General features: G+C 71.7%; 13 protein-coding genes. 8 read left to right on the top strand and 5 right to left on the bottom strand.

The genetic code is table 11. The features are described 5' to 3' along the window. The first annotated feature begins 25 nt into the window (after window positions 1–25). On the top strand, window positions 26–694 hold the full coding sequence (locus CP977_RS15130; protein ID WP_062754567.1) for a UbiX family flavin prenyltransferase: 669 nt from the start codon (window positions 26–28) through the stop codon (window positions 692–694). On the opposite strand, the gene CP977_RS34095 is transcribed toward CP977_RS15130, so the two are convergent. Further along, on the bottom strand, window positions 691–828 hold the full coding sequence (locus CP977_RS34095; RefSeq protein ID WP_159057782.1) for a hypothetical protein: 138 nt from the start codon (window positions 826–828) through the stop codon (window positions 691–693). The two genes, CP977_RS15130 and CP977_RS34095, sit on opposite strands and share 4 nt — an antisense overlap. Before the next feature lie 136 nt (window positions 829–964). Between CP977_RS34095 and CP977_RS15125 the strand changes: the two genes are divergently transcribed. Together CP977_RS15125 and mqnE are read left to right on the top strand one after the other, a co-directional pair. Beyond that, entirely contained in the window at window positions 965–1,420 is a 456-nt protein-coding gene (locus CP977_RS15125; protein ID WP_030219133.1) for an Lrp/AsnC family transcriptional regulator, read from the top strand. A gap of 103 nt (window positions 1,421–1,523) precedes the next feature. Continuing rightward, a complete protein-coding gene (mqnE, locus tag CP977_RS15120; RefSeq protein ID WP_062754569.1) occupies window positions 1,524–2,687 on the top strand; it encodes an aminofutalosine synthase MqnE in 1,164 nt (387 codons plus the stop codon). Window positions 2,688–2,733: 46 nt separating this feature from the next. Here mqnE and CP977_RS15115 read toward each other — a convergent pair whose 3' ends face one another. Both CP977_RS15115 and CP977_RS15110 read right to left on the bottom strand, forming a co-directional pair. Beyond that, complete coding sequence (locus tag CP977_RS15115; RefSeq protein ID WP_062754571.1) at window positions 2,734–3,600, bottom strand: AraC family transcriptional regulator; 867 nt, start codon at window positions 3,598–3,600, stop codon at window positions 2,734–2,736. A gap of 97 nt (window positions 3,601–3,697) precedes the next feature. Then, on the bottom strand, window positions 3,698–4,231 hold the full coding sequence (locus tag CP977_RS15110) for a GNAT family N-acetyltransferase (RefSeq protein ID WP_152370291.1): 534 nt from the start codon (window positions 4,229–4,231) through the stop codon (window positions 3,698–3,700). Window positions 4,232–4,359: 128 nt separating this feature from the next. On the opposite strand from CP977_RS15110, the gene CP977_RS15105 reads away from it, so the two are divergent. The 4 genes from CP977_RS15105 to CP977_RS15090 all read left to right on the top strand — a co-directional run bounded on the left by CP977_RS15105 (window position 4,360) and on the right by CP977_RS15090 (window position 9,415). Beyond that, window positions 4,360–4,623: a DUF4229 domain-containing protein gene (locus CP977_RS15105; RefSeq protein WP_062754575.1), complete on the top strand. Its 264-nt coding sequence runs from the start codon at window positions 4,360–4,362 to the stop codon at window positions 4,621–4,623. Window positions 4,624–4,982: 359 nt separating this feature from the next. Then, entirely contained in the window at window positions 4,983–6,338 is a 1,356-nt protein-coding gene (locus CP977_RS15100) for a dicarboxylate/amino acid:cation symporter (protein WP_062754578.1), read from the top strand. 341 nt (window positions 6,339–6,679) lie between these two features. Beyond that, window positions 6,680–7,324, top strand: a complete 645-nt coding sequence (locus tag CP977_RS15095) for a TetR/AcrR family transcriptional regulator (protein WP_183953330.1) — start codon at window positions 6,680–6,682, stop codon at window positions 7,322–7,324. A 210-nt stretch (window positions 7,325–7,534) separates the two neighbouring features. Then, window positions 7,535–9,415 carry an AMP-dependent synthetase/ligase gene (locus CP977_RS15090; RefSeq protein ID WP_152370290.1) on the top strand — a complete coding sequence of 627 codons (1,881 nt, stop codon included), beginning with the start codon at window positions 7,535–7,537 and terminating at the stop codon, window positions 9,413–9,415. Between the two features lie 17 nt (window positions 9,416–9,432). On the opposite strand, the gene CP977_RS15085 is transcribed toward CP977_RS15090, so the two are convergent. Both CP977_RS15085 and CP977_RS15080 read right to left on the bottom strand, forming a co-directional pair. After that, complete coding sequence (locus tag CP977_RS15085; RefSeq protein WP_062754582.1) at window positions 9,433–10,098, bottom strand: pyridoxine/pyridoxamine 5'-phosphate oxidase; 666 nt, start codon at window positions 10,096–10,098, stop codon at window positions 9,433–9,435. A 108-nt stretch (window positions 10,099–10,206) separates the two neighbouring features. Further along, window positions 10,207–10,854: a TetR family transcriptional regulator gene (locus tag CP977_RS15080; RefSeq protein WP_062754584.1), complete on the bottom strand. Its 648-nt coding sequence runs from the start codon at window positions 10,852–10,854 to the stop codon at window positions 10,207–10,209. Between the two features lie 341 nt (window positions 10,855–11,195). On the opposite strand from CP977_RS15080, the gene CP977_RS15075 reads away from it, so the two are divergent. Next, window positions 11,196–12,026 carry a VOC family protein gene (locus tag CP977_RS15075; RefSeq protein WP_062754586.1) on the top strand — a complete coding sequence of 277 codons (831 nt, stop codon included), beginning with the start codon at window positions 11,196–11,198 and terminating at the stop codon, window positions 12,024–12,026. Window positions 12,027–12,097 lie beyond the last annotated feature (71 nt).

Here is a 12,097-nt window from a genome sequence, read left to right as displayed (position 1 = left end):
ACCCCTCACGGATAGGCTCGACGGCATGAACGACGGCAAGCGCACCCCCTGGATCGTGGGGGTTTCCGGGGCGTCGGGCACGCCGTACGCCGCCGCCGTCCTGAGGGGACTGCTCGCCGCCGGGGAGAGCGTCGACCTGGTCGTGTCCCGGGCCTCGCGGCTCACCCTGCTCGACGAGACCGGGATCTCCTTCCGGGACGCGCACTGGCGCGAGGACCTGGCGGCCTGGCTGGCGCGCGGCGCCGACGGGAAGCCCGACACCTTCGACGTGGACCTGGACGACGTGCGGTACTGGCCGGCCGGTGACCTGGGCGCGGGCCCGTCCTCGGGGTCGTACCCGGCGAAGGGGATGCTGGTGGTGCCCGCCTCGACCGCCGCGGTGGCGGGAGTGGCGCTCGGGCTCTCGAAGGACCTGCTGCAGCGGGTCGCGAGCGTGACGCTGAAGGAGCGGCGGCCGCTGGTGGTCGCCGTGCGGGAGACCCCGCTCAACGGGCAGACGCTCAAGCACATGGTGGCGCTGGACGAGGCGGGCGCCGTGGTGCTGCCCGCCTCTCCGGCGTTCTACGCGGGGGCGACGCACATCCAGGACCTGGTGGACTTCGTCGCCGGGCGGGTACTGGACGCGGCGAAGGTGCCGCACCGGTTGTACCGCCGCTGGGAGGGAGAGCTGGGTGCGGCTCTCCGGTCCGATTAGCGCTTCTTCGCGCGCTTCCGGGGAGCGCGCTCCGAGGCGGGGACGGGCTGGTGGGCACGCGAGCGGTCGGCCAGGTCCTGCAGCTCGCGCATGCGGGCACGGGCCATCTCGATCGTGTACACGGTGAACACCACTCCTGAAATCCTGAGAGATCGACTCTGATCCGCCGACTCTGATCTTCTGAAAGAATCACAGGGTGTCGACCCCTGTGTACCTTAGATTCTATACCTAAACTCGCGGTATCGCTGGACAATGGAAGGCTTCATACCTATGGACGCCGTGGACAGGCAGCTCATCCAGGCCCTGCGCGAGAACGGACGTGCCTCGTACGCCGAGCTCGGCCGGCTCGTCGGGCTCTCCGGCCCCTCCGTCACCGACCGCATCAACCGCCTGGAGGCGGCCGGGGTCATCACCGGCTACCGCGCCACCGTCGACGCCGCCTCGCTCGGCCTCGGCGTCACCGCCCTCATCGGCATCTCGCTCTCCGACGCCGCCGACCACGAGGACGTGGCCCGCCGCCTCAAGGACCTCGCCGAGATCGAGGACTGCTGGTTCATCGCCGGCGACGACTCCTTCATGCTCAAGGTGCGCGCGAACGACGTCGACGGCCTGGAGAAGACGATCCGCCGCCTCAGCGGCACCAAGGGCGTCTCCCGCACCCGTACGACCATCGTGCTCTCCACCAAGTGGGAGAACCGCGTCGGGGAACTGCCCGAGGAGGACTGAGGAAGACCGGGGGAGGACCGGGGAGGGCGGAGGGGGGTCGGCGGCGGGGCTGAGAGTACGGTGAACAACGAAGTCTGATTTCGGAGAAAAGGGAGGCGGCCGCATGGACGCGGGGCTCAAGCGTGAGCTGGAGCAGAAGGTCCGGGACGGTGAGCGGCTGAGCCGTGAGGACGGCATCGCCCTGTACGAGTCCGACGACCTCGCCTGGCTCGGCGGTCTGGCCCACGAGGTCCGGACCCGCAAGAACGGCGACGTGGTCCACTTCAATGTCAACCGGCACCTGAACATGACCAACGTCTGCACCGCCTCCTGCGCCTACTGCTCCTTCCAGCGCAAGCCGGGCGAGAAGGACGCGTACACCATGCGCATCGAGGAGGCCGTGCGCCTCGCGAAGGCGATGGAGAACGAGAACCTCACCGAGCTCCACATCGTCAACGGGCTGCACCCCAACCTGCCCTGGCGGTACTACCCGCGCTCCCTCTCCGAGCTGAAGAAGGCCCTCCCGAACGTCTCCCTCAAGGCGTTCACGGCCACCGAGATCCACCACTTCGAGACGATCTCCGGGCTCTCCGCCTCCGACATCCTCGACGAGCTGATCGAGGCCGGTCTGGAGTCGCTGACCGGCGGCGGCGCCGAGATCTTCGACTGGGAGGTCCGGCAGCACATCGTGGACCACCGCACCCACTGGGAGGACTGGTCCCGGATCCACCGGCTCGCCCACGAGAAGGGGCTCAAGACCCCCTCGACCATGCTCTACGGCCACATCGAGGAGCCGCGCCACCGCGTGGACCACGTGCTGCGGCTGCGCGAGCTCCAGGACGAGACGAACGGCTTCCAGGTCTTCATCCCGCTGCGCTACCAGCACGACTTCGTGGACATGAAGGACGGCAAGGTCCGCAACAAGCTCCAGGCGCGCACCACCATGGCGACCGGGGCCGAGGCCCTGAAGACCTTCGCGGTCTCCCGGCTGCTCTTCGACAACGTGCCGCACGTCAAGGTCTTCTGGGTCATGCACGGCGTGCAGACCGCGCAGCTCGCGCTCCAGCACGGCGCCGACGACATGGACGGCTCGGTCGTCGAGTACAAGATCACGCACGACGCCGACAACTACGGCACGCCGAACAAGCTGGGCCGCGAGGACCTGCTCGAACTGATCCGGGACGCCGGCTTCCGGCCGGTCGAGCGGAACACGCGGTACGAGATCATCCGCGAGTACCCGGGCCCGGACGCGGAGCTGCGGGAGTCGCCGCAGCCGATGCGGGTCTGATTCCCGGGGCGAAAGGGCCGGCGAGGGGTTCCTCGCCGGCCCTTTCTCATGCCTCCGTGCGCTCCACCGGGATCCACAGCTCCGCCCGCGCCGTCGTCCAGTCCTCCGACGGCTGTACGGAGAGCAGCTCGGGGCCCGGCCGGCTCGCGTACGGATTGGACGGGAACCACTGGGTGAAGACGTCCCGCCAGAGGTACTGGAGGGCCTTCGGGTAGGGGCCCTCGTTCTCGAAGACGGCCCAGGTCCCGGCGGCCACGTCGAGCGCGTCGAACTCCTCCGGGACGTCGGCGCCGCTCACCGCCCCGTGCCAGTAGTCCAGCTCGGCGCCCTCCTCGCGGCTGTCCGAGAGGTGGGTGACCGCCGACAGGACGCCCCCGGGCTCCCCGTCCGAGAGGCGGGCGAGCCGGGCCAGGCCCTCCCGGCCGATGGACCGGATGTGGGCGGCGATCGCCGGGTTCTCGCCCTCGTGGACCAGGGGGACCCGGGCCCCGCGCCCGACGATCCGGAAGGCGTCCTTCTCCACGATCCTGTACCGCATGCTGCTGTTCCCTTCGACGACGAGGCGGAAGGACATGCGCGGCTGGGAGCGCAGCGCGGCCCCGGTGCGGCGGGCCTCTCCGGGGCCGACGCCGTGCACCGCGCGGAACGCGCGGGCGAACGCCTCCCCGGAGCCGTAGCCGTACCGCACCGCGACCTCCAGGAGCGTCCGCTCGCCGGCGAGCACCTCGGCGCCCGCGACGGTGAGCCGCCTGCGCCGCACGTACTCCGACAGCGGCATCCCCGCGAGCGCCGAGAACAGGCGCCGGAAGTGGTACTCCGAGGTCGTCGCGATCCGGGCCAGCTCGGCCGGGTCGAGGTCGCCGCGCAGGTGCTCCTCGATGTGGTCGAGGGCCTGGTTCAGCCGCTCCAGCACGGGGGCCGTCCTTCCTTTTCCGTGTCCTCACCGTAGGAAGGGACCGGGGGGCCGGACCCGACATCCTGTGCCCGGTCCGGTCGGGTGGGCCGGTCCGTCAGGTCAGGGGGAGGAGCATGACGATGTCGTCGCGGTCGTCTCCGGGGGCGACCCGGATCGCGCCGGGGACGCGGCCGACCTCCTTGTAGCCGGACCTGGCGTAGAAGCCGTCGACGCCGGTGCCGCCCCGGCAGGTGAGCCGGATCGCCTCGATCGCCTCGAAGCCCTCGGCGGTGCGGGCGGTGCGCTCGACCGCCGCCATGAGGTCGCGGCCGTGCCCCCTGCCCTGGTGACGGGGGTGGACCATCACGGTGTAGAGCCACACCCAGTGCGTCATCAGGGGGTGGGTGTTGAAGGTGAAGAAGGCGGTGGCGGCGACCTCGCCGTCCTCGTCGCGGCCGACGAGCAGGCGGGTGTCGCCACGGGCCATGTCGACGAGGTGCCGGAGCAGGGCGGGGCGGATCTCGTCGGGGGTCACGGGCGGGACGAAGCCGACGGCGCCGCCGGCGTCGGAGACGTCGGCCCAGAGGGCGAGGACGCCGTCGCGCAGGGCGGGACCGACCGCCGGGTCCATCTCGAACGTAAGGGTCATAGCTGAGATTATCCATTACTTAGCGGGTGCTCAAGAGGGCCGGTACCGGGGGCCCGGCGGTCCCGTGCTTCACTGGGAGGACGCTCGTCCCGTATGGGATCTTTTCGGAACAGGAAGAGTGGACTCACATGCTCCGTTACACGGTGCTGCGGCTCGGGATCTTCGCCGGGTGCTTCCTCGCCCTGTGGGGCCTCGTCTACGTCGGCGCGCTGCCGCGCGGCCTGGGCGACTCCAACCTGCTCTGGGTCCTCGTCCTCTCCATCGTCGTCTCCGCCCCGCTGAGCTTCGTCCTCCTGCGCGGGCAGCGCGACGAGATGAGCGCCGAGATCGTGGAGAAGGTCGACCGAGCGAAGGGGCGCCTGGCCGAGAACCGGACCCGGGAGGACGTGTAAGGGTTCCGTAAGGTTCCTCACACATTTCACCCCGGGCGGGAGCTTCCAAGGCTCCTGCCTGGGGTTCTCTGCGTTTCGGAGGCGGCGGGACGCTCCCGCACCCCAAAGAAGAGCTTTGAGGTTCTCAAAGTTCAAGTGTTAACGTGTTCGACATGAAGACCGCAGCGCGCCTCACCGACGCCGCGAGCAACCCGCTCGTGGCGCGCCTGCACGTCGATCTCTGCCGCTGTATGTCCGCGGCCTGTTGTCGCCGCGAGCTCTGACCTCCCCGGCAGCATGCAGCGGCCCCGCGCACGAACGCGCGTGTGCGCCGCACCCCCGTCCCCGTATTCCCCCGATACGCCCTGTGGAGTGTGTCTGTGTCCGCGTCCGTTTCCGAGGCCTCCGGGGCCTCCGAGGCTCCTGAGTCCAAGCCCTCGTCCCGGATACCCAAGGTCCCCTTCTGGGCCCAGATCATCGTCGGTCTGGTCCTCGGCGCCCTGCTCGGCTGGATCGCCCGCAGCCAGGACGTCTCCTGGCTGAAGGAGACCCTCGGCCAGGTCGGCGACATCTTCGTCCAGCTGCTCAAGCTGGCCGTCGCCCCGCTCGTCTTCTTCGCGATCCTGGTCTCGATCACCAACCTGCGGAAGGTGAACAACGCCGCCCGGCTCGCCTCCCGCACCCTGCTCTGGTTCATGATCACCTCCCTGATCGCGGTCGCCATCGGCCTCGCGATCGGCCTGATCACCAACCCGGGCGCCGGCACCGGCCTCACCCCGCAGGACGGCAAGATGCCGAAGCGCGAGGGCTCCTGGATCGACTTCCTCACCGGCATCGTCCCGACGGACGTCATCACGCCCTTCACCGAGCTGAACGTCCTCCAGATCGTCTTCATGGCCGCCGTCGCCGGCATCGCCGCCCTGAAGCTCGGCGACCGCGCCAAGCCGATCCTCGCCCTCTCCGAGTCGGTCCTCGAACTGCTCCAGAAGGCCCTGTGGTGGGTCATCCGCCTCGCCCCGATCGGCACCGTCGGCCTCATCGGCTTCGCCATCGCGGACTACGGCTGGGAGCTGATCGGCAAGTACGCCACCTTCACGGCCGACGTGTACGTCGGCTGCGCGATCGTCCTCTTCGGCGTCTACCCGCTGCTGCTCGCCACCGTCGCCAAGGTCAGCCCGGTCCAGTTCTTCAAGGGCGCCTGGCCGGCCATCCAGCTGGCCTTCGTCTCCCGCTCCTCGGTCGGCACCATGCCGCTCACCCAGAAGGTCACCGAGCGCCTCGGCGTCCCGAAGGAGTACGCCTCCTTCGCCGTCCCGTTCGGCGCCACCACCAAGATGGACGGCTGCGCCGCGATCTACCCGGCGCTCGCCGCGATCTTCATCGCGCAGATCTTCGACGTGCAGCTCGGCATCCAGGACTACCTCCTGATCGCCTTCGTCTCGGTGGTCGGCTCGGCGGCCACGGCCGGCCTGACCGGCGCGACCGTGATGCTGACCCTGACCCTCTCCACCCTGGACCTCCCGCTCGCGGGCGTCGGCCTCCTGATGGCGATCGACCCGATCATCGACATGATGCGCACCGCCACGAACGTCGCGGGCCAGGCGCTGATCCCGGTGATCGTCGCCGCCCGCGAGAAGATCCTCGACCACACCGCGTACGAGAACGCCTCGTCGTCCCCGATCGACGACCCGACCGAGACGCGGACCGAGGACGAGAAGGTCCTGGTCGCGGCCTGACCGACACGTAACGGCTCCTGGTGCCCCCGTCCCCTGCCGGGCGGGGGCACCGGGGTCTGTCCGGCGGATCACGGCCGGGGCCGCGACGCCCGGCACGGCTCCCCCGTAGCCCTTCGGGCACGGGAGGTGCCCCCACGCCGCGTTGCCGAAACGGCCCGACAGCTCCGCCATCGACCCGCTCCGGCGCCTTGCGAGCCTTCCCCCGGGCCCTTGCGGGCCCGGGGAGACCCCATGCACCGGACGCCGCGTCCTGCCCGACCCTGATCCGCCGGACAGGCCCTAGGCTGCTCCGGGGGTGTTCGAAAGATCTTGGAAGCGGCGGGAAGCAGGGAGTGGGCGTCATGGCCGACGGTGCGAAGGCGCGGCGGCTGCCGCGTGCCGTGAGGGAGCGGCAGATGCTGGACGCGGCCGTGCGGAGCTTCGCGCGGCACGGGTACCAGACGGCCTCCATGGACGAGATCGCCGAGCTCGCCGGGGTCTCCAAGCCGCTGGTGTACCTCTATCTGAACTCCAAGGAGGAGCTCTTCACCGCCTGCATCCGGCGGGAGGCCGAGGCGCTGCTCGCCGCCGTGGCCGCCGGGGTCGAGGGCCGGGAGCTGCCGCCCGACGAGCGGCTGTGGGCGGGACTGCTCGCCTTCTTCACGTACGCCGCCGAGCACCCCGACTCCTGGGTGGTGCTGAGCCGGCAGGCCCGGACGCAGGGCGAGCCGTTCGCGACCGAGGCGTCCCGGATGCGGGAGGAGATCGCGGTCTACGTGGCGGGGCTCATCGGCGAGGCGGCGCGTGAGGCGCACGGAGCCGCGACGATCACGGAGCGGGACGTGACCGCGCTCGCGCAGGCCCTGGTCGGTTCGGCGGAGTCCCTGGCGACCTGGGCGAACGAGACGCCGGGCGTGACGGCGAAGGAGGCGGCCGCGACGCTGATGAACTTCGCCTGGGCCGGGCTCGGGAACCTCATGAAAAGCGAGCGCTGGTCTCCCCGTTGAGCCTTACCGCACAGTAAGGTTACTGACTGGTTAAATCGGCGGGGGCTTCAACGCGCCTGTACGGCACACCGGTTCGGCCCCGCTCGCCCGTACGTCCCGCTAGCCCGCACGTCCCTGTACGTCTCTGTACGTCCCGCAGTCCCCGCACGTCCCCGCACACCTCGTACGCCCCGCACGTCCCAGTTCGTCGCGAAGACCGAGGAGCCGCACGTGTCCGTCGTCACCGCCGCAGCCGGGACCGAGCCGGTCGAACCGCACAAGCTCCTGGTCGACGGGGAGGTGCGGGAGGTCTCCGTCCCCGCCCTGGCCCCCCGGATCGCCCGCGGCTCCCTCGCCGACCTGCCCTACGACAACGCCCGCCAGGACCCCGACACCCCCCTCTTCTCCCGCAAGGGACCGGAGGGCGAGTGGTACGACGTCCCGGCCGGCGTCTTCGCCGCCGAGGTGCACGCCGTCGCCAAGGGCCTCGTCGCCCACGGCCTCCAGCCGGGCGACCGGCTCGCCCTCATGGCCCGCACCACCTACGAGTGGACCCTGCTCGACTTCGCCGCCTGGGCCGCCGGACTCGTCACCGTCCCGATCTACCCCACCTCCTCCGCCTTCCAGACCCGCTGGATCCTCCAGGACTCCGGCGCCGCCGCCTGCGTCGTCGAGGACCCCGAGCAGGCCCGGCTCGTCGCCGCCGAACGGCGTCAGCTCCCCGGCCTGGCCCACCTCTGGGCGATCGACACCGGCGCCGTCGAACTGCTCCGCCGGGCGGGGGAGCGGGTCTCCGACGAGGCCGTCGCCGCCCGCCGGGGGCTGCTCACCCCCGAGACCATCGCCACCCTCGTCTACACCTCCGGCACCACCGGCCGCCCCAAGGGCTGCGCCCTCACCCACGCCAACTTCTTCGCCGAGGTCGACAACGCCGTCCGGCTCCTCCACCCCGTCTTCGTCTCGGAGACCAAGGAGCCCCCCGCCACCCTCCTCTTCCTGCCGCTCTCGCACGTCTTCGGGCGGATGGTCTCCGTCGGCTGCGTGCGCGCCCGGGTGCGGGTCGGGCACGCGCCCTCCGTCGAGGGCGACGGCCTCCTCGCCGACCTGGCCGCCTTCCGGCCCACCTTCCTCCTGGCCATCCCGTACGTCCTGGAGAAGGTCTTCAACACCGCCCGCGCCACCGCCGAACGCGGCGGCAGGGCCGCCTCCTTCGACCGGGCCGCCCGGGTCGCCCGCCGCTACGGCCAGGAGGCCTCGCCCTCGCTGCCGCTGCGCGCCGCCCGCGCGCTCTACGACCCGCTGGTCTACCGGCGGATACGGAACGCGCTCGGCGGACGCGTGAAGTACGTGATCTGCGGCGGCTCCCCGCTCGGCGCCCGGCTCGCGGAGTTCTTCGCGGGCGCGGGCGTCGAGGTCTTCGAGGGGTACGGCCTGACGGAGACCACGGCCGCCTCCACGGTCACCCCGCCGCGCCGCCCGCGCACCGGGACCGTCGGCTGGCCGCTGCCGGGCACCGCCGTCCGGATCGCCGACGACGGCGAGGTCTGGCTCAGGGGCGGCCACGTCTTCGCCGGGTACTGGGACGCGCGGCGCGGGGCGGCCGTGCCGTACACCGACGACGGCTGGTTCCCCACCGGCGACCTGGGCTCGCTCGACGCCGACGGCTACCTGCGGATCACCGGCCGCAAGAAGGACCTCATCGTCACCTCGGCCGGCAAGAACGTGGCCCCCGCCCCGCTGGAGGACTGGCTGCGGGCGCACCCGCTGGTCGCCCAGTGCATGGTGCTCGGCGACGACCGCCCGTACGTCACGGCCCTGATCACCCTGGACCACGAGGGCCTGTCGCACTGGCGGCGGATGCGGGGCAAGGAGCACCTGGCGCTCTGGGAACTGACCCGCGACGAGGAACTGCTCGCCGCCCTCCAGCGGGGCGTGGACGACGCCAACCGGCTCGTCTCCCGCGCCGAGTCCATCCGCGCCTTCCGCGTCCTGACCACCGACTTCTCGGAGACCTCGGGCCACCTGACCCCGTCCCTGAAGCTCCGGCGGGGCGCGGTGCTCCGGGACTTCACGCGGGAGGTCGAGGAGATGTATCCGGCGGGGAGCGAGTAGGGGGCGGTCGACGGGCTTTACGGCCAGAGGAGTTCACGGGTCCAGCCGTCGGGCGACGACGGGTCGCGGCGGTAGCGGAGGCGGACGTGGCGGCGGCGTTCGTCGCCCTGGAAGAACTCGACCTCGTCCGGTTCGACCGTGTACGGGGTCCAGGTGGGGGCCGGGGCGTCAGGCTCCGCCTCCGCCCGGTGCCAGGCCGCCGCGCTCGCCTCCGCCAGGGTCTCCGGGGAGTCCAGGACCTCGCTCTGCCGGCCCACCAGGGCGGCCGCGAGGGCGCCGGTGGTGCGGGCGTGGAGGTCCTCGTACGCCTCCTCGGGGGTGCCGGTGGCGACACGGCCCCTGACCCGGACCTGGCGGCCCTGGACCGGCCAGTAGAAGCCGAGCGCGGCCTCCGGGCGGGCGGCGAGCTGGCGGCCCTTGGCGCTGGTGGAGTGCGAGGCGAAGTGCCAGCCGCGCGCGTCGGCGCCGTGCAGCATCACCACCCGCACGTCGGGGCGGCCGTCCTCGTCCGCGGTGGCCAGGAAGGGGGTGTGCGGCTCGGACTGCCCGGCCGCGACCGCCGCCGTGAACCAGTCGTGGAAGAGGGCCAGCGGCCCGGGCGGGGCGCCCGCCGGGTCGAAGGCGGGCAGCGCGGTGTCCCAGACCCGCAGGGAGCGCAGGGCGCGGTCGAAGTCGGTCGTCATGGGGTCACGGTAGTCACGGGGGGCGGCAGAGACGGCGACGCCGGCGGCGGTCCGTGGGTGCGGGCCGCCGCCGGCGTCGGCGACAGGACGGGTGAAGGAGGGGTTCGGCTATCTGGTCGGCTTCTTGCCGGTGATGCCCAGGTGCACCAACAGGGCCAGGTTCGGCTTGAGTTCGGCCTGCTTCACGCCCCAGGTCTGGAAGCCCTTCTGGTGCCCCGCGACCGCGGCCAGCATCGTCACCAGGGAGCCGGCCATCGCGGCGGGGCTGACGTCCTTGTCGACCTTGCCCTTGGCCTGGAGCTCCTTCACCGCGTCCGTCAGGGAGTTGGTGACCGAGTTCAGGAGCTTCATCCGGATCTTGTAGAACCGCTTGTCTCCCTCGGCCGCGCCGAGGTCCACGACGCGGAGGATCGCGTCGTGCTTCCGCCAGAAGTCCAGGAAGCCGTCGACCAGTTCCTCGGAGGACTGCCAGCCGGCCTTGCCGACCCAGGAGCGGCCGGAGGCGAGGTCGGCGAGGCCGGCGCCCTCCTTCGCCATCTCCTCCGCGATCTCCAGAACCGCCCCCTCGACGTCCGGGAAGTACTGATAGAACGTCGCGGGTGAAGTACCCGCCTTGCGGGCCACGTCGATGACCTTGACGTCCCGGTAGGGCGAGGAGCTGAGCATCTCACCGAGGCAGTCGAGCAGCTTCTGCCGCGTCGCCTGACCGCGTCGACCGGCCACGCGGCCGTCGACGGTGCGTACTTGTCCTGTCATGCCGTCAGCTTACCGACGGGGCCTCGGGGCGCGATTCGGCCGACTGCAAATGGGGTGCACCCCCGTGCGTCCGCATTGTGCGAGGTGGGCGCGGGTGCGGCGCGGAGGGTGAGGGGAAGGGGACGGTCGGTATTGAGCCAATCTCGGCGCCGGGGAGGGGCGGGCGGTGCCGGGGGCGCGAGGGCCGAACGGGGGATCCCGTACCCGAATAGAGTTATGAACAGTCTGTGGACAACTTCGGTGGACAACCCAAGCACCACAAGGGTCCCACCCCGCCGGACCGCCCCTCCGCCCGCCCGCCGGGTCGCGCGCGGCCGGTGCCGCCGTCCTAGCGTGGAGCCATGGCCGTACGTACTGAGGGCACCCCGTGCTGGGTGGACGCGCAGCTCCCCGACCTGGAGGCGGGCAAGCGCTTCTACGGCGAGCTCTTCGGCTGGACCTTCGACCCCGACCGCGACGAGGCCCTGCTGCGCGGGCGCCGGGTCGCCGGGCTCGTGCCCAAGCGGGACGGCCGCATGCCCACCACCTGGACCGTCTACCTCGCCACCGAGAACGCCGGCACCCTCGCCGCCCGGATCAGGGCCGCCGGCGGCCGGATGGTCATGGACCCGTACCCCGTCGGCCCCTTCGGCGTCCTGGCGCTCGCCGCCGACCCCGGCGGCGCCGTCTTCGGCCTCCGCCAGGCGGGCGACGACGACGGCTTCGCGGCGGTGAACGAGCCGGGCGCCTTCTGCTGGATGGAGGTGTACACGCGCCGCCCCGACGCCGTCGACACCTTCTACGCCACCGTCTTCGGCTACCTCGGCCGCCAGGCCGACCCCGAGGAGGAGGGCGCGGGCCCCGACCTCGACTACCGGATCTGGTCGCCGCCCGGCTCCCGGCCCGGCGACGACAGCGCCTTCGGCGGCCGGGCCGTGATCACCGACGACTTCCCCGCCGAGATGCCCGGCCACGTCCTCACCTACTTCTGCGTCGAGGACTGCGACCGGGCCTGCGACACCACCGTCCGGCTCGGCGGCCGGGTCGTCGCCCCGGCCCGCGACACCCCGCACGGCCGCGTCGCCGTCCTCCGCGACAATCAGGGCGCCCTCTTCGCGGTGCTCGCCGAGCCGGAGGACGGACCGGCGACCGCACCCCGCACCGCACCGGAATCGGACGGTACCGACCGGTAAGCCCGCACCCGTCCCGCCCGGGGCACCCCGTACCGGCCCGCCCCCCGTACCGGGCGACACCCCGATCCGCC

The sequence above is a fragment of the Streptomyces cinereoruber genome, assembly GCF_009299385.1.
GTDB lineage: Bacteria > Actinomycetota > Actinomycetes > Streptomycetales > Streptomycetaceae > Streptomyces > Streptomyces bikiniensis.
The sequence above is the reverse complement of the archived record's forward strand: the minus strand, read 5'-3'. Positions and strand labels throughout refer to the sequence as shown.

Excerpts from the sequence above, each read along its gene's own strand:
- CP977_RS15130 (WP_062754567.1), top strand. The coding sequence starts at position 26 with ATGAACGACGGCAAGCGCACCCCCTGGATCGTGGGGGTTTCCGGGGCG.
- CP977_RS15125 (WP_030219133.1), top strand. The coding sequence starts at position 965 with ATGGACGCCGTGGACAGGCAGCTCATCCAGGCCCTGCGCGAGAACGGA.
- mqnE (WP_062754569.1), top strand. The coding sequence starts at position 1,524 with ATGGACGCGGGGCTCAAGCGTGAGCTGGAGCAGAAGGTCCGGGACGGT.
- CP977_RS15110 (WP_152370291.1), bottom strand. The coding sequence starts at position 4,231 with ATGACCCTTACGTTCGAGATGGACCCGGCGGTCGGTCCCGCCCTGCGC.
- CP977_RS15105 (WP_062754575.1), top strand. The coding sequence starts at position 4,360 with ATGCTCCGTTACACGGTGCTGCGGCTCGGGATCTTCGCCGGGTGCTTC.
- CP977_RS15095 (WP_183953330.1), top strand. The coding sequence starts at position 6,680 with ATGGCCGACGGTGCGAAGGCGCGGCGGCTGCCGCGTGCCGTGAGGGAG.
- CP977_RS15085 (WP_062754582.1), bottom strand. The coding sequence starts at position 10,098 with ATGACGACCGACTTCGACCGCGCCCTGCGCTCCCTGCGGGTCTGGGAC.
- CP977_RS15080 (WP_062754584.1), bottom strand. The coding sequence starts at position 10,854 with ATGACAGGACAAGTACGCACCGTCGACGGCCGCGTGGCCGGTCGACGC.
- CP977_RS15075 (WP_062754586.1), top strand. The coding sequence starts at position 11,196 with ATGGCCGTACGTACTGAGGGCACCCCGTGCTGGGTGGACGCGCAGCTC.